Origin of the sequence: Pseudomonas sp. CFBP 8771 (assembly GCF_014841695.1) — a bacterium.
In the GTDB taxonomy this organism is placed as follows: domain Bacteria; phylum Pseudomonadota; class Gammaproteobacteria; order Pseudomonadales; family Pseudomonadaceae; genus Aquipseudomonas; species Aquipseudomonas baltica.
Map to the genome: position 1 here is coordinate 434828 of NZ_JACYUJ010000002.1, position 16764 is coordinate 451591.

Annotated in this window: 13 protein-coding genes; 3 read left to right on the top strand and 10 right to left on the bottom strand. The window is 62.8% G+C overall.

Annotated elements, in window-relative coordinates:
• Positions 1-83: 83 nt before the first annotated feature.
• The 5 genes from IFT80_RS06570 to rplM form a co-directional block, all read right to left on the bottom strand.
• A complete protein-coding gene (locus IFT80_RS06570; protein ID WP_122479480.1) occupies positions 84-806 on the bottom strand; it encodes a cytochrome c1 in 723 nt (240 codons plus the stop codon).
• Entirely contained in the window at positions 803-2017 is a 1215-nt protein-coding gene (locus IFT80_RS06575) for a cytochrome b (RefSeq protein WP_244647865.1), read from the bottom strand. The genes IFT80_RS06570 and IFT80_RS06575 overlap by 4 nt, the downstream gene beginning before the upstream one ends.
• On the bottom strand, positions 2017-2625 hold the full coding sequence (gene petA / locus IFT80_RS06580; protein ID WP_185794208.1) for a ubiquinol-cytochrome c reductase iron-sulfur subunit: 609 nt from the start codon (positions 2623-2625) through the stop codon (positions 2017-2019). Before petA ends, IFT80_RS06575 begins: the two co-directional genes overlap by 1 nt.
• 132 nt (positions 2626-2757) lie before the next feature.
• Positions 2758-3150, bottom strand: coding sequence for a 30S ribosomal protein S9 (gene rpsI / locus IFT80_RS06585; RefSeq protein WP_122479481.1), 393 nt, complete (start codon positions 3148-3150; stop codon positions 2758-2760).
• A 14-nt stretch (positions 3151-3164) separates the two neighbouring features.
• Positions 3165-3593 (bottom strand): 50S ribosomal protein L13, encoded by a 429-nt coding sequence (gene rplM / locus IFT80_RS06590; RefSeq protein ID WP_043186791.1) that lies wholly within the window; start codon positions 3591-3593, stop codon positions 3165-3167.
• Positions 3594-3844: 251 nt separating this feature from the next.
• Here rplM and IFT80_RS06595 point away from each other — a divergent pair, with 251 nt between their 5' ends.
• A complete protein-coding gene (locus tag IFT80_RS06595) occupies positions 3845-4885 on the top strand; it encodes an NADP(H)-dependent aldo-keto reductase (protein ID WP_192137009.1) in 1041 nt (346 codons plus the stop codon).
• Positions 4886-5172: 287 nt separating this feature from the next.
• Complete coding sequence (locus IFT80_RS06600) at positions 5173-6069, top strand: helix-turn-helix domain-containing protein (RefSeq protein ID WP_185794209.1); 897 nt, start codon at positions 5173-5175, stop codon at positions 6067-6069.
• A 165-nt stretch (positions 6070-6234) separates the two neighbouring features.
• Here IFT80_RS06600 and zapE read toward each other — a convergent pair whose 3' ends face one another.
• From zapE to IFT80_RS06615, 3 genes are all read right to left on the bottom strand, one after another.
• Positions 6235-7329 (bottom strand): cell division protein ZapE, encoded by a 1095-nt coding sequence (gene zapE / locus IFT80_RS06605; protein ID WP_122479484.1) that lies wholly within the window; start codon positions 7327-7329, stop codon positions 6235-6237.
• Positions 7330-7414: 85 nt separating this feature from the next.
• On the bottom strand, positions 7415-8764 hold the full coding sequence (locus tag IFT80_RS06610; RefSeq protein WP_192057673.1) for a tryptophan--tRNA ligase: 1350 nt from the start codon (positions 8762-8764) through the stop codon (positions 7415-7417).
• Between the two features lie 34 nt (positions 8765-8798).
• Positions 8799-9428 carry an alpha/beta hydrolase gene (locus IFT80_RS06615; RefSeq protein WP_122479486.1) on the bottom strand — a complete coding sequence of 210 codons (630 nt, stop codon included), beginning with the start codon at positions 9426-9428 and terminating at the stop codon, positions 8799-8801.
• Between the two features lie 140 nt (positions 9429-9568).
• On the opposite strand from IFT80_RS06615, the gene IFT80_RS06620 reads away from it, so the two are divergent.
• Positions 9569-10006 carry a YhcB family protein gene (locus IFT80_RS06620; RefSeq protein WP_049860598.1) on the top strand — a complete coding sequence of 146 codons (438 nt, stop codon included), beginning with the start codon at positions 9569-9571 and terminating at the stop codon, positions 10004-10006.
• 79 nt (positions 10007-10085) lie between these two features.
• Here IFT80_RS06620 and IFT80_RS06625 read toward each other — a convergent pair whose 3' ends face one another.
• Positions 10086-14708 (bottom strand): hypothetical protein, encoded by a 4623-nt coding sequence (locus tag IFT80_RS06625; protein ID WP_192137010.1) that lies wholly within the window; start codon positions 14706-14708, stop codon positions 10086-10088.
• Between the two features lie 147 nt (positions 14709-14855).
• A complete protein-coding gene (cysN, locus tag IFT80_RS06630) occupies positions 14856-16754 on the bottom strand; it encodes a sulfate adenylyltransferase subunit CysN (RefSeq protein WP_192104042.1) in 1899 nt (632 codons plus the stop codon).
• Positions 16755-16764: the final 10 nt, after the last annotated feature.

Here is a 16764-nt window from a genome sequence, read left to right on the forward strand (position 1 = left end):
GCGGTCCTCCTCGCGAATGTATGAATGCAAAAACGAGCGCCACCGGCAGGGGGCGCAAGCAAGCCGCGCAGTTTACCGCACTTTCAACGCACGTCCTTCCAGTATTCGCGTTTCAGCAAGTAAGCAAGGATGATCAGCAGCGCCAGGTACAGCAGCACGTACATACCGATCTGCCGGCTCTGTGCCTTTGCCGGATCGGCCGAGTACGCCAGGAAGGCCACCAGATTCCGTACCTTGGCGTCGAATTGCTGCGCATCGAGGCTGCCGGTACCGGGTATCACCCGCAGCTGCGTACACGGCTGGCCCGTGGGTTCGGGGCAGTCGAGCACCTGGCGGCCCTGCAGGCTTTCCAGCACGTTGGGCATGCCTACGTTGGGGTAGACGACATTGTTCACACCCCAGGGGCGCTGGGGGTCGGCGTGAAAGCCGAGCAGGTAGGCGTGCAGCCAGTCCGTGCCGCGCACACGAGCCACCAGGGTCAGGTCGGGCACCTCGGCGCCGAACCAGGCTTTGGCATCGGCCGGCTGCAGGCGCGTCTGCATGTGATCGGCAATGGCTGCGCCGGCTGGGGCCAAGGTCTGCAGCATTTGCTCATAGGGTATGCCCAAGTCGTCGGCCACTGTCTGGTAACGCTGAAACCTGGCCCCGTGGCAGCCCATGCAATAGCCGACGAAGGTGCTTGCACCGTCTCGCAAGGCCGCCTTGTCGGTCACCTCGATCGCCACCGGGCGCACCAGCGGCGCCACCGGGTCCGCCCAGGCCCGCGGCAGGGCCAGCAACAGCAAGACGGCAATCATGAATTTCATCGGCGAGGGATCCGATCGGGTACCGGCCGGGTGATCTCCCGTCGCGTGTACAGCGGCATGGCCAGGAAATAGCCGAAGTACAGCACCACGCCCCCCCGCGCTATCCAGGTGGTGATGACCGTGGCCGGTTGCATGCCGACGTAGCCCAGCGTCACGAACGCCACGCAGAACAGCGCCAGCGCCGCGCGACTGAACCAGCCTTTGTAGCGCATCGACTTGACCGGGCTGCGGTCCAGCCATGGCAGCACGAACAGGATGGCAATCGCGAAAGCCATGGCCAGCACCCCCATGAGCTTGTCGGGAACGGCGCGCAAGATGGCGTAGAACGGGGTGAAGTACCAGACCGGCGCGATATGTTCGGGCGTCTTGAGCACGTTTGCAGGCTCGAAGTTGGCCGGCTCCAGGAAATAGCCGCCCATCTGCGGAAAGAAGAACACCACCGCGCTGAACACAAAGAGAAAGATCGCCACCCCGAGCAGGTCCTTGACCGTGTAGTACGGATGGAAGGCAATGCCATCCAGCGGCTTGCCATCGGCATCCCGAAGCTGCTTGATATCGATGCCGTCGGGGTTGTTCGAGCCTACTTCGTGCAACGCGAGAATGTGCAGCACCACCAGCCCCACGATCAGCAGCGGTAATGCCACCACGTGCAACGCGAAGAAACGGTTCAAGGTGATACCCGAAACCAGATAGTCACCGCGGATCCACTGAGCCAGGTCAGCGCCCACGATCGGAATCGCTCCGAACAGGGAAATGATCACCTGCGCGCCCCAATACGACATCTGCCCCCACGGCAGCAGGTAGCCCATGAACGCTTCCGCCATCAGCAGCAGGTAGAGCGACATGCCGAAGACCCACACCAGCTCGCGCGGCTTTTGATAGGAGCCATACAGCAGCCCGCGGAACATGTGCAGGTAGATCACGATGAAAAATGCCGACGCACCGGTCGAATGCAGGTAGCGCAGGAGCCAGCCATATTCGACGTCGCGCATGATGTATTCGATGGAGGCGAAGGCGCCTTCGGCGGTGGCTGTGTAGTTCATGGTCAACCAGATGCCGGTAAGCAACTGGTTGAGCAGCATCAACAGCGCGAGCGAGCCGAAGATATAGAAAAAATTCAGGTTCTTGGGGACGTAGTAATGGCTCAGATGATCACGCCATACCCTGCCCACCGGCAGACGCGCCTCGATCCACTGCAGCAGGCCACGCATCAGGCGCCCTCCCCGTCGACACCCAGCACCAGTACCTCGGCACTTTCGTAGTGATGCGCGGGCACGGCCAGGTTCAACGGCGCGGGCTGTGCCTTGAAGACCCGTCCGGCAAGATCGTAGTGCGAGCCGTGACACGGGCAGAAATACCCGCCCTGCCAGTCCGGCCCGAGGTCGGCGGCGGCGACCTCGGGACGAAAGGTCGGCGAACACCCCAGGTGCGTACAGATACCCACCACCACCAGCACTTCGGGCTTGATGGCTCGCAGGGCTGGGTCGACATAGCCTGGCTGATCGGAATCGCGCGACTGGGGATCGGCCAGATGCTCGGTGTTCTGGGCCAGGCGTTCGAGGATCTGCGGCGTGCGTCGGCAGATGAAAACGGGTTGGCCGCGCCACTGGACAACCATCTGCTGCCCCGGTTCGATCTTGGCGATATTCACCTTCACCGGCGCGGCTGCTGCGCGGGCTTTCGCGCTGGGCTGCCATGACGCCACGAAGGGCACTGCTGCAGCCACTGCGCCGGCAGCGCCTACCAGCGTCGTGGTGCCGACCAGAAAGCGTCGGCGACCCTGGTCGATGTCACACGCGCCGCCCTGCTCATCTGCCATCATTTACCTTAGCCTGCTGCAACAGGCGTGTGCATTGTCTTGCGCGCAGTGTACCAGCGCCTCCCAAGGATTGACGGGCGAAAAAAAACCCGGCTCGCGAGAACCGGGTTTTTTCTGGAACGAAGACGCGAATTAACGCTTCGAGTACTGCGGACGCTTACGCGCTTTACGCAGACCGACTTTCTTACGTTCAACTTCACGAGCATCGCGAGTCACGAAGCCTGCTTTACGCAGGGCCGGACGCAGTGCTTCGTCGTAGTCCATCAGTGCACGAGTGATACCGTGACGGATCGCACCGGCCTGACCGCTGACACCACCACCGATAACGGTGACGTAGATGTCGAACTTCTCGGTATTCTCGGTCAGCTCCAGCGGTTGACGAACTACCATGCGGGCAGTTTCGCGACCGAAGAAGGTTTCCAGAGTGCGATTGTTGATGGAGATCTTACCGGTGCCCGGACGCAGGAAAACGCGAGCGGTTGCGGTCTTGCGACGGCCAGTGCCGTAATTTTGAGTCGCCGACATAATGAACTATTCCGTTAAAACTTCAGTTCTTGGGGCTGCTGAGCAGTATGAGGGTGAGCAGCGCCCGCATAGACTTTCAGCTTACGGTACATGTCGCGACCCAGCGGGTTCTTGGGCAGCATGCCCTTGACCGCGGTCTCGAGCACGCGCTCAGGCGCCTTGGCGATCAGCTTTTCAAAGTTGATCGACTTGATACCGCCCGGGAAACCGGAGTGGGAGTAGTAGATCTTGTCAGTGGTCTTGGCACCAGTGACACGCACCTGCTCGGCGTTGATGACGACGATATAGTCGCCGGTGTCAACGTGAGGAGTGTACTCAGGCTTGTGCTTGCCACGCAGACGGCTCGCGATTTCTGTAGCCAGACGACCCAGGGTCTGACCAGCAGCATCAACGACGAACCAGTCGCGCTTTACTGTTTCCGGTTTAGCAGTAAAAGTTTTCATTCTTTATAGCCTCAGGGGCCGCCCAGCAAAAAGAGACGGCGGATCTTACTGAATAGTGCTTACTTTGACAAGTCAAAGGCAGCCGGGCACGGGACACTTTTGGGGGGCTCGGGTCTTCGCGTCGCATACACGGCAAAATTCTTCCGGGAGGCGGGGCATCACTTCCACTTCGCAGAGAGGGGCCGAATTATCCAGATTGCGAAAAAAATATCAACCTGCTTTTATGATTCCTTTGCCAAGAGGAGTCACCGATGCACTATCGCCAGCTGGGACGTACCGATCTGAACGTGAGCGCGCTGTGCCTGGGCACCATGACCTGGGGCGAGCAGAACACCGAGGAGCAAGGCTTCGCGCAGATAGAAAGGGCCAAGGCGGCCGGCATCAATTTCATCGACACCGCAGAAATGTACCCGGTGCCCCCGCGCCCGGAAACCTATGCCGCCACCGAGCGGGTGATCGGCAACTGGTTCAAGCGCCAGGGCGACCGCGCCGACTGGATCCTGGCCAGCAAGATCGCAGGCCCCGGCAATGGCATCAGCCACATCCGCGATGGCCAGCTGAAGTTCGACCGCGCGCATATCGTTGCGGCGCTGGACGCCAGCCTGCAGCGGTTGCAGACCGACTGGATCGATCTCTATCAGTTGCACTGGCCGGAGCGCAGCACCAATTTCTTCGGCAAGCTGGGCTACCAGCACACCCAGGATCAGCTCGATACCCCGCTGCAGGAAACCCTGCAGGTGCTCGACGAGCAGGTCAAGGCCGGCAAGATCAGGCATGTCGGGCTGTCCAACGAAACCCCATGGGGCACGATGAAGTTCCTGGGCCTGGCCGACAGCGGCAACCTGCCCCGCCCGGTGTCCATCCAGAACCCCTACAACCTGCTCAACCGCACGTTCGAAGTAGGCCTGGCCGAAGTGGCGATCCGCGAGCAGTGCGGGCTGCTGGCCTACTCGCCCCTGGCGTTTGGCATGCTCTCGGGCAAGTTCGAGAACGGCGCGCGGCCGGCTGGCAGTCGTCTGGCGCTGTTCAGCCGCTTTACCCGCTATGCCAATGAGCAGGCGGTCGCTGCCACCAGCCGCTACGTAGAGCTGGCCCGCGAACATGGTTTGGACCCGGCGCAGATGGCTCTGGCCTTCGTCACCGCGCAGCCGTTCGTGACCAGCAACATCATTGGCGCGACCTCGCTGGAGCAGTTGGACAGCAACCTGGCCAGCATCGACCTGGTGCTGTCCGAAGACGTGCTGGCGGGTATCGAGGCGATCCATAAGGCGCAGCCGAATCCGGCGCCCTGATTTCTGATCGTTGCCGTTCGTGATGACCTCTTCGCGGCCACTGGCCGCTCCTACCGGATCGTATGGATCTTTCGCAGGAGCGGTCAGCGGCCGCGAAGCAATCAACCTCCCCATTCTCGACCTCGCTTGAACCCAACGACGCTTCGGCCATATCCTGACCGCTTTCACCCCACAAGAATAAAATCATGATCTTCACGCCCCACACGCCCGCGCTGCGGCGCGTCTGCATTCTGGCCACCGACCAGGTCATGGCCTCGACCCTGATGCAGGCCAAGGACTTCTTCCACATGGCCAGCCTGCGTTATGGCAAGCAGATGGGCCTGGAACGCCACGCCCTCTTCGAGACACGCCTGGTCAGCCCGGATGCGCTACCGGTGCGCAGTTTCAGTGACGTCATGCTGCCCGTGGACGGTGGCCTCGAAGATGCCGACCTGATCATCCTGCCTGCCTGCTGGGGCGACTTCGACAGCGCTGCCGCGCGCTACCCCCAAGTGCTGCCCTGGCTATGCGCTCAACACGCGCGCGGCGCTGTGCTGTGCGGTGAGGCGAGCGGCGTGTTCTGGCTGGCCGCCAGTGGCTTGCTGGACGGCAAGGAGGCAACCACCTACTGGCGTTTCTTCGAGGAATTCAGACAGCGCTTTCCAAGCGTTCGGCTCAATCAGGACAAGCACCTGACCGACGCCGACAACCTGTTCTGCGCCGGCGGACCGGTATCGGCCTGTGACCTGTACATTCACCTGATCGAGCGGTTCTGTGGCGCCCACGTGGCTCAGGCGGTCTCGCGCGATACCCTGTACGAGGTGCAGCGCAGCTATACACCTGGACGCATCGGCTTCGGCGGGCAGAAGCTGCATCGCGACGTGCCGATCCTGCATATACAGCAATGGCTGGAAGAGCATTTCGCCGAGAAATTCCGCTTCGAAGATGTCGCACGCGAACGCGGCATGAGCATTCGCAACTTCATGCGTCGCTTCCATGCCGCCACCGGTGACAAGCCGCTGCACTACCTGCAGCGATTGCGCATCGAAACCGCCAAGGGGCTGTTGTCGGGTACCCGCAAGAGCGTCAAGACCATCAGCTACGAGGTGGGCTACGACGATGCCAGTTTCTTCGCCAGGCTGTTCCGCCAGCACACCGAACTGTCGCCCAACGGCTATCGCCAGCAGTTCATGCAGGAGGCCTGAACGACAGCGCCGTGCCCTTCGCGGCCGCTGACCGCTCCTACCGGGAATTGTTGGAGCGGTCAGCGGCCGCGAAGGGCGCAACATCGGACCGCTCCCACACAAGTCCGTGCCAAGCAGGAATTTTGTAGGAGCGGTCAGCGGCCGCGAACCAGACGCTGCGGTATGTCAGGGCTTGTGCGCGCGCGACAGGAACTCGTGGGACTGCATCTCCAACAGTCGGCTCAAGGTGCGCTGGAACTCGAAGTTCAAACGCCCACCGGTGTACAGGTCCTTGAGTTCCACTTCGGCCGAGATGATCAGCTTCACGTTGCGATCGTAGAACTCGTCGACCATGTTGATGAAGCGGCGAGCGATATCGTCGGTGGTCACGCTCATCTGCTCGACACCGCTGAGCAGCACGGCGTTGAAGATCTTGCCCAACTCGATGTAGTCGTTCTGGCTACGCGGGCCATCGCACAGCTCGCGGAATTCGAACCAGGCCACGTCATCGCAGGTGCGCAGCGCACGGATCTCGCGGTTCTCGATCATCAAGGGATCGTTCTCGACCACCTTGGTGCTGTTGTGCGTCAGCGCCTTGAAGCTTTCGCGCATGCTGGCCTGAGCCGCCTCATCGAGCGGCGAATGGAACAGCTCGGCCTGTTCCAGGTGGCGCAGGCGATAGTCGACGCCGCTGTCGACGTTGACGATCTCGGTATGCTCCTTGATCAGCGCGATCGCCGGCAGGAAACGCGCTCGCTGCAGGCCATCCTTGTACAAGCCATCGGGCACGATGTTGGAAGTCGCCACCAGCGTCACGCCGTTCTTGAACAGCTCTTCCATCAGGGTGCCGAGAATCATTGCATCGGTGATGTCGGAAACGAAGAATTCATCGAAGCAGATCACCCGCGCCTCGTCGGAGAAGCGCTTGGCGATGACCGTCAGCGGGTTTTTCACGTCCTTGAGGGTTTTCAGTTCCTCGTGCACGCGCTTCATGAAACGGTGAAAGTGCGTGCGCACCTTCTGCTCGAACGGCAAGGCATCGAAGAAGGTGTCGACCAGGTAGGTCTTGCCACGGCCAACGCCGCCCCAGAAGTAAATCCCCTTGACCAGCTTGGGTTCCTTCTTGCCGAACAGCTTGCCGAACACGCCTGGCTTGCTGGTGCCGGCAGCGACCAGATCGTCGTACAGACGCTGCAGGTGGCGGACGGCATTTTCCTGGGCGGCGTCGTGGAAGAATTCGGGACGTTTGAGATCGGCTTGGTATCGTTCTAGGGGCGTCATATTCGTTAGCAAGGCAACAAAAACGGGCCGTCACTGTAGCGACGGCCCAGGATAATGGCAATGAGCTTTGCGACAGCGTGTCGCATCACTCCCCTTGAGGTTGCAGCGCCTGGCGCAACGCCTGGACGGCGGTATCGCGCGCTTCTGCCGTGGTGAACGACGGGCCGTCGGCCACGCAGGTGTCGTCCAGCCACAGCGTGAAGCTTTCGGCATCGCTGCGGATGTCCAGTTCATTACCTTGTTGCAGTTGCTTGCTGACCTGACCGGCTGCCTTGCCGTCGGGGAAGCTGCGCGACAGCAGCAGTTGTTCGCCGCCGGCATCGAGCAGGCGGAAGCGGAAGCTGCCATCGTCGTCACGAAAGCTGACGAAACGTGCGGTCTTGGCGGCTTTTTTCTTGCCAGCCGTGGTTACCTGGACCTGCTCGCGGAAAGAGCGCAGCCCCACCGCTTCACGCAGCTCACCCAGGAACGGCGTGGCGACGGCACGCGCTTTCGCAGCGCCCGCCAGGAGAATGTCCTCCAGTTCGGCCGGGCGTTCGATGAAGTGGTGATAGCGTTCGCGCGCTTCGCCCAGCTCGGCATCGAGCAGGCTGAACAGACGCGCCTTGGCTTCGCCCCAGCCCAGCCCTTCACGCAGCGCGGCATGGAACTCGGCGCTCTGCTCGGGCGTGGCGAACGCCTGAAACAGAGTAAACAGGTGCGAGTTGTCCGGATCCTTCGCCTCGCCTGGGGCGCGCGAGTCGGTGACGATGCGCGAGATCGCATCCTTCATGTCCCTGGCGCTGGTGAACAACGGAATGGTGTTGTCGTAGCTCTTGGACATCTTGCGCCCGTCCAGGCCCGGCAAGGTGGCGACGCTTTCCTCGATCAAGGCCTGGGGCATGACGAAGAACTCGCGGCCCTTGCCGAACAAATGGTTGAAGCGCTGGCCGATGTCGCGGGCCATTTCCACGTGCTGGATCTGGTCGCGACCGACCGGCACCTTGTGCGCGTTGAACATCAGGATGTCGGCGGCCATCAGCACCGGATAGCTGTACAAACCCATGGAAATGCCGGCATCCGGGTCTTCCCCGGCGGCGACGTTGTGGTCGACCGAGGCCTTGTAGGCGTGGGCACGGTTGAGCAGGCCCTTGGCAGCAACGCAGGTCAACAACCAGGTCAGCTCGGGGATTTCCGGAATATCGGACTGCCGGTAGAAGGTCACTCGTTCCACGTCCAGGCCCGACGCCAGCCAGGTGGCGGCGATTTCCAGACGCGAACGCTGAATGCGCAGCGGGTCATCGCATTTGATCAGGGCGTGGTAGTCGGCCAGGAAATAGAACGAGTCGGCGTCACTCTGCCGACTGGCAACGATCGCCGGGCGAATGGCCCCGGCGTAGTTGCCCAGGTGAGGCGTGCCAGTGGTGGTGATACCGGTCAGGATACGAGTGGTCATGGGTCGGTTCTTGTTCAGGGGCCGTGGACAGGCATCAGTTCGAAAGGCGCGGCAGCAGCAGATCCTTGAGGTCGGTCAGCTTGCCGTGAAAAAAGTGCCCGCATTCTGCCACTTTCAGCAGCTCATGGGGGCGATCGAGGTTGTCGGACCAGTCGTAGACCAGCTGCGGATCGACCACTTCGTCGGCGTCCGGCTGGATCACGGTCAACGTGGCCTGTTGCGGCAGGCTTTCAGTCATCCGCATCACCGCAGGAGCGACCATGAACAGATGCTTCACCGCCTCGCCCTGGGCTTCCAGACGACCTGCCAGGGTGGCTGCAACGAAACCGCCAAATGAAAAGCCCAGAATCGTCAGCGGCAGCTCGGGGTGTTTCGCTCGCAGCCAGGCAGCCACGGCCTGGGCATCGTCGACCTCCCCCGTGCCCATGTCATGGCTGCCTGCGCTGGCGCCCACGCCCCGGTAGTTGAAGCGCAGGGTCGACAGGCCGACGTCGCGCGCGGTGCGTTGCAAGGTGGACACCACCTTGTTGAGCATGGTCCCGCCCTGTACCGGATTGGGGTGGCAGATCAACGCGATGCCGGTGGCATCGGCGGTGTCGAGGTACAACGCTTCGAGTGAGCCCGAGGGGCCGTCGATGAAAACTGCGGTTTCGCGGATGAGCAAGTGATGAACTCCGTGACCTCAAGAAGGGTCGACTCGTCTAGCTGGAAAGATTGCGTCCTGCGAATTTGCGCAAGCGCGCGGTATACAGCGCAGGTCCGAGCCGTTAACGTAAAGCAAAGCCGTTTATAGAGGAAGGACTCGTGGAACTCTCGCTCTTAGTTTGGTTGTTGCCGACCCTGGCCCTGGTGGTCGGTGTGGTCATCGGTTTTGCCGTCGCACGCCTGGCGCCTCGCGCCGTACCCAATGGCACGCAGCGTCAGCTCGATGACATCCAGGAACGTTTCGACACCTATCAGAACGAAGTGGTCACCCACTTCAACAGCACCGCGATCCTGGTCAAGAAACTGACCCAGAGCTATCAGGAAGTGCAGGATCACCTGGCCGAAGGCGCCGACCGTCTGGCCCTGGACGAGCTGACCCGTCAGCGCCTGCTGGCCGCCCTGCACTCGGACGCCCCGCAGCCTCACCGCGAGCGCCTCACGCCACCACGCGACGCCGAGCCGCCTCGCGACTACGCACCCAAGGCAGCGAACTCGCCTGGCATGCTGGACGAGCAGTATGGGTTGAAGCGCAAGTAGGTTTCACTGGCGCCGATCAAGAAGCGGGCCCTGTTTTCAGGTCCCGCTTTTTTTATGCCCGCTGCAGGGCCTCATGCTCCTACAGGCTCAGGTACACCTCGTCGCAAGGCGCCTTGATCTCCCTACGCAGAATGCCGATCACCTCGCGTCCGGCAGCTTCATCGGCCTTCTGCCGTTCCACGCCATCGAAGCGCTGCTCCACGGTTTTCAGATGCGCAGTGGTGTATTGATCGCGGGGCGTGCGGAGCTCTCGGTAGTGAAAATGCGCGTACCACAACGGCGTTCCCGTGGTGTCGGCAATCAGGTATTCCTCGAGGAAACCCGACGAGCGCTTGAGCTTGCTGCGCCCGCCCACGCGACTGATGCGCACGGCCTGCTCGCGGTAGAGGTAGTCGACCCGCGCAGCCGTGGGCGCCTGGCGCTTGATCATGTGGATACGAATCAGCCTGCCGTCCTTGACGAGTTGCCCGGCCTTGTCGCGGAACAACTGGGCGCGGCCATGGGCCGACGCGTGCTGGCTGGTGGCCTGGTCTACCGCATTGTGCCGGGTGAGCTGCTGCTCGACGGCGTCGGCGCTGTCGTCAAGCTGGCGAGCATAGAGGGTGAGTTGATCTTCGACCTCGCCCGGCAGGTAGTCTTTTTCGGCCTGTTTCCAGGCTTGCTTCAGCGCACTGTCGGCGCCCTGCAGCAACCGGTTGCCGCGACGAACCGCGGCATTGACCGACGTCGCCACTGCACGTGGCCGGGGTGCAGGCGCCACATCAAGCTGACGCCAGTTGCCTTCGGCCAGATCCTTGCCGAAGGAGGCGACGACCTTTTTCTCGATTGGATCGATGACATCGATGATGTCGCTGTCCGAGGGTTTGAGCTTGGGCCGTCGCTGGCCGACCACCAAGCCTCGACGGTGGGTCATGTACAGGTTTTTGTGGCGCACCTGCTGGCGCTGCTTGCGGGTCATCCTGAGCTGCTCGCGAACCAATGGCACCAGCGACGCCTGCGCATCGTCGCGCAGCTCGGCGATCAGCGCGGTCAGGCGGTCGAACGCCGGACGATGCAACTGCTCTCCCAGCAGCTCGCCATGCAGGGTCAGTGCCTGCTGGGCCGCTTCATACTGCAAGTCCAGGCTGTTGAGCACTTCGACGCGGTCATTGAGGTTGTAGCTGGCGCTCTCCTCGAGGGCTGCATGGGTTTGCGCGGCCAACCGCACGGGCCCGGCCACCGACTCCATGATCCGCTCGGCTTCCTGCAACGCAGGGATCTTGCGGATGCAGGTCAGTGCCAGACCGTCGACCAGCAGACCGATCCAGCGCTGTATCGACAACTCCTGTATCCAGTCCACCTTGAGCTTTTTCAGGGCGGCCTCGCCTTCGAGGGGCATACGCTGAAGCTGGCGTTTCCAATCGGCCAGCTCCTTGCTCAGCTGTATCTGTTTATCCATCACCTCGGTGCTGTCGGCCACGAAGTCGAAGAACGCGGCGGACTGCGCGGTATCGAGATCCGAGGCGTCGAGTGTCGCCGGCAGCCGGTCGGCCTGGTCCCGATACGCGATGCTCTTGTAGCGCAGATTGACGATCTCCTCCTGGGCCAGTTCACACAGTTGGAACAGCGCCCCGGCCTGCTCCTTCGAACGATCGGCATAGGGGTCCAGTTCACTGAGTTTCTTGCTGGCACGCAGCACCGTGCGCAAGGCCCCGAGGTAGCTTTCGGTGGCCTCGCTCAGGGCCTCGCGCAGACCGGTCAGACGTTCGCTGTCCCCGGCCTGCATGGCACGTCCAAGCTTGCCGAGCACCCGGTCGACACGTTGGTGCAAGCCTGCACGCTGCTGGTTGAAAGCCACGACTTCAGCGTTGTAGGACACCATCAGCGCCTGGTTGCTGGCACGCAAGGCCGCGATGCGACGCTTGGGCCCGCCGCCGCGCAAACGCAAGCGCAGGTCCAGGCGCCAGCGTCCCACTTCGTCTCGCGCCAGCCAGGGCCCCGGGCGCTGCGGGCGTTTGCCGTCGACTATGCGCAACTGGTCTTCGTCGGCAGCCACCTCATAGAAGTGGCCGTCCAGGGCCAGCAACCAACGCTCGCCGTCCAACTGCAGGCCTTGATAGCGACCGTGCGCCAATGGCGGCGTCATGCTTGGCCCCGGTGTGGTGCGATAGGCCGCCAGAGCCTTGATCTGATCAGTGCCGAGCCGATGTTGCGCACTCGTCCAGGAAAAGCTCAGCGTGCCTTCGGAGTGGGCGATGGCATCGCGCGGTGCCGCCCAGGTACTGCGGACCGGCGCAGTGTTCTGCCGGCCTGCCGCAGGCTGGCCGAAACCTCGACCGGTCGGCGTCTGGCCAGCGTCATGGGCCAGCAGGACCAGGGCGATGTTGAACAGCAGGTCGAACATCTGATCATCGACCGCGGCAGAATCCCCCGCAGCCTGCGCAATCAGCGTGACGTTCGTCGCGGCCATCGCCTGCACCAGCCAGCCCGCCGTGGCCAGCGGTCCGGGGAGGACCGGCAACAAGGCGTTGAACAGCGTCCAGCCGAGCGCCTGAAACCCGATCCAGCGACTTTCCTCGCTGGACACCGATCGACGGTCCGCGACGTTGATCAAAGCCTGTACGTTGCTGCGGTACAGGTGCTCGAGCAACGGTGGGGCGATGTCTGTGAGTTGCAGCGCTGCAGGGGCCGGCGTGCTGATCGGGGCGAAATCCGAACCCTGCGCGAAACGCAGCAGATGCGGCTCGCGAAAGCCGCCGCTGGCATAGCGCGCACGAGCGCCCTCGCCCAACCAGTCCAGTACGCTGCGCTGCAGATCGCCCGGTTCGCTGATCGCGGCCATGAGCGCGGCAGCGCTGGTGTATTGGCTCAAGCAAGGTTTGAACAAGGGTCGGTAGAGCACCTGCACCCCGCTGCCGTCCAATGCGCCGAATACATACATGTTGCACACGACATCGACGTTCATGCCCGGTGCCGGCAGGAAACCCAGGCTGCGAAGGCCGATACGATGCCCGTCGACATCCAGGTCACCCAAGCCATTCATGACCTGTTCGACATACAGCCATCCACGTTCGGTAAAGCCGTGCTGACCGCGGATGGTGTTCTCCAACGCCAGCAACGGCAACTGATAGGCCAGTTGCCGGGTGAACAGCTCCTGGCGACGTGGGGCCTGCACGGGGTCTTCGAGCAGTTGCCGATTCAGCAGCTTCAGGTAACGCCCGCCCACATCGGCGCGGGTTACCAGGGCTTCGATGGTGGCGGTATCGACCCAGTCCGGCAGCAACGCACCCGCGCGCGGCTTGATCAGCAGGTGCCCGCGGGGGCGGCCCGACAGGTTGAACAGAGCCAGTTCGGCGAGGCTGATCTGTTGATCTTCCAGGGCCATGTCGCCGGCATTGACCAGACTCAATTGCGCATTGGGCACGGTGAGAATGTGCACTTGAACGTCGTCGAGGTCGGCCAGCGGCTGGCCGGGATGGTCGGCTTCCATCTGTTCGACCAGGGTCGTCCGGGCAAAGGATTCAAGCGTGGGTATGGCATCGAGGAACGATGCGCCTTTCTGCTCATCGCGCACCATCGCCAACGCCGCTAGGTACAGGGAGAACGCGCGACGCTGGGTCAGACTGGCAGCTCGGAGCCACTGCGGCAGTGCACTGTGAAGCGCCTGGAGCCGGGCGCGTTCCTGGGCTGTGTCGAGCTCGAACAGGCTGGTGATGCTTTCGCAGCCCTCCGTCAGCGCTCGAGTGCCCAGGCGTTGTTGCTGGCAATAGACGCCCAGGGTCTGCAAGGCATTGAGTTGCTGCTCGAGAATCGCCTGTGCCTGCGCTTCGAAGATATCGCCATCAGGTGTATACAGGGCCAATTCCAAAGCCGAGCCGGTGAATTCGCGGCCCATGTGACCCGCGAAGGCATCCGCCAGCGCCTGCAGGTTGGCAAAGCCCTCCAAGCCATTGACGGGGGTGTAGAGCAGCACGACCTCGCGCCCCTGCAGGCCGAGGCGACGGCGGATGACCAGCGCGTGGGTCAGCTCGGCTTCCCGCTGCAGGCCGGCACCCGTCGCATGCACGCGGATCAGGCTGGCCTGAATCGGGTCACCTTCATGCCTGGCGCGCAGGCTGGCGGTGGGCATCGCCGCCAGCAACGAGGCCGCCGCCAGTTGCTCGCTGTCCAGGCGTCCGGCAGCTTTGTCCCGCTCGATACTGGCCTTCAGACGCGACTGCAGCGCCAAGGCCAGCCAATGCCAGCGATCGCTGCCGTCTGCCTGGACCTGGTCCCAGTAATCGCACAGTGCCTGGCTGTAGGTGGTAATGATCTGCGGGCCCCACTCGTTGACGATGCCCTGCACCTGCACCAGGGCCACCGGCAGGGCCGACGGGGGCGAGCCCAGCGGCTCATGTGCGAGCAGGTGATAGCCTTGAATCAGCCGGAGCTGCTGGGTATGGATGTAACGGTCGATCAGCACATCAATCAGCGCCAGCCGACGGTAGCGCTGGGCCTCATGCACAGCGGGGGCATTGGGCCTGGCCTGGGTGGCCAGCGGTTCGAGCAGCTGCAGGCGGTCGACGTCCAGTGCCAGGTCGGGGTATCGCGCCGACAGCTCGCTGGCGAGGATATTGCTGGCGACCTGGCGCAGGGTGGGCCGAGAGCAGAAATGTTTGCTCACGCTGCTGGCCAGTGGCGCAGCCTTGGCCACTTCGCCACTCAGGGAAAGGAGTTCAAGCATGGGTCGGTCCTTCGAGACAAATGAGCGCCTAGCAGGCGCTACCCTTGGCCTCGAAGGGTGGTAGACAGATAAGGCAGGCTGAAAAGACCGGAACCCGGATGCAGGAGCGGACGCTGTCCGCTCCTGCGGTTCCAGAAGGCCGAGGGCTTAGATCGCGCCGCGGCTGCGCAGCAGCTCCAGCACCTGCTTGACCCCTTCATCCACCGACGAGGCCTGGGTGTCGATCACCAGATCGGCATTCAGCGGCACGTCATACGGGAAGGACTCGCCGGGGATGTTGTCCTGGTCGGCGGCGTACAGGCCCTGTGGATCGCGTTCGCGGCAGACCAGAGGCGAGGCCTGGACGTAGACGGTCACCAGCCGATCGGCACCGATCAGGTCGCGTGCCTGCTCGCGGCCGGCGGCGTCCGGCGCAACGAAGGCGGCCAGAGTCACCAGGCCCGCTTCGTTGAACTGCCGCGCCACGTGAGCGGCACGGCGCCAGTTCTCGGTGCGCCCGGCGCGGTCCTGTGGCAGGCCCTTGTTCAGGTCATGTCGCAGGTTCTGCCCATCGAGCACGAATACCGCACGGCCCATGTCGAACAGTCTGCGTTCCACGGCGTAGGCCAAGGTGCTCTTGCCCGCACCCGAAAGACCGCTGAACAGCACGGTCGCCGGTTGCTGGCCGAAGCGCTGGGCGCGCTCGTCGGTGGTCACATGGGCGGAGCGACCATGAACCTTGCCACCCTGGCTGACGGCGGCCGGCGCGATGATCATGCCGGCGCCGACGGTGCCGTTGGTGAGACGGTCGATGATGATGAACGCACCGGTGGTGCGGTTGCTGTCGTAACCGTCCAGAGCGATGGCGCTGTCCAGCGACACCTTCACCTTGCCGATTTCGTTGAGCTGCAGCGCGCTGCCCGGCCCTTCGGCCAGGGTGTTCACGTCGACCTTGTGGACGATGCTGGCGATCGAGCCCGGCACGTAGCTGGTGGCCCGCTTGATGTCGTATTTCTTGCCGGGCAACATCGGTTCTTCGGCCATCCATACCAGCATGGCCTCGAAGCTGTCGGAGACGGTCGGCACATTGGCGGCATGCACCAGCAGATCGCCGCGAGAGATGTCGATCTCGTCTTCCATGGTCAGGGTGACCGCCTGGCCAGGGCCGGCGTGTTCCAGCTCACCTTCGAAGGTGACGATGGACTTCACCCGGCTGCTTTTGCCCGACGGCAGGACGACCACTTCATCGCCCTTGTGCACGATACCGCTGGCCAGGGTACCGGCGAAGCCGCGGAAGTTCAGGTTCGGCCGGTTGACGTACTGCACCGGGAAGCGCAGGTCGTCGAAGTTGCGATCGGCCGCGACTTCCACGGTTTCGAGGATTTCCATCAGCGTCTGGCCGGTATACCACGGCGACTGCTCGCTGCGGTTGACCACGTTGTCGCCCTTGAGCGCCGACATCGGCACGAAGGCCAATGTGGTTGGCTGCAGGCTGATGGCCTCGGCGAACTTCAGGTAGTCGGCCTTGATCTGCTCGAACACGCCCTCATCGAAGCCCTTTAGGTCCATCTTGTTGATGGCCACGACGATGTGCTTGATGCCCAGCAGGGACGCGATGTAGCTGTGTCGACGGGTCTGGGTCTGCACACCGTAGCGGGCATCGACCAGGATGATCGCCAGGTCGCAGGTGGACGCGCCGGTGGCCATGTTGCGCGTGTACTGCTCGTGGCCCGGGGTGTCGGCAATGATGAACTTGCGCTTGGCCGTGGAAAAGTAACGGTAGGCGACATCGATGGTGATGCCCTGCTCGCGCTCGGCCTGCAGGCCGTCGACCAGCAACGCCAGGTCGACTTCTTCACCCGTGGTGCCGGATTTCTTCGAGTCGCGGGTGATGGCTTCCAGATGATCTTCGTAGATCATCTTGGAGTCGTGCAGCAGGCGCCCGATCAGGGTGCTCTTGCCGTCGTCGACGTTGCCGCAGGTAAGGAAGCGCAGCAGTTCCTTGCGTTCGTGCTGAGCAAGGTAGGCGAGGATGTCCTCGCTGATCAATTCGGATTGGTGCGACATGTTCTGACCC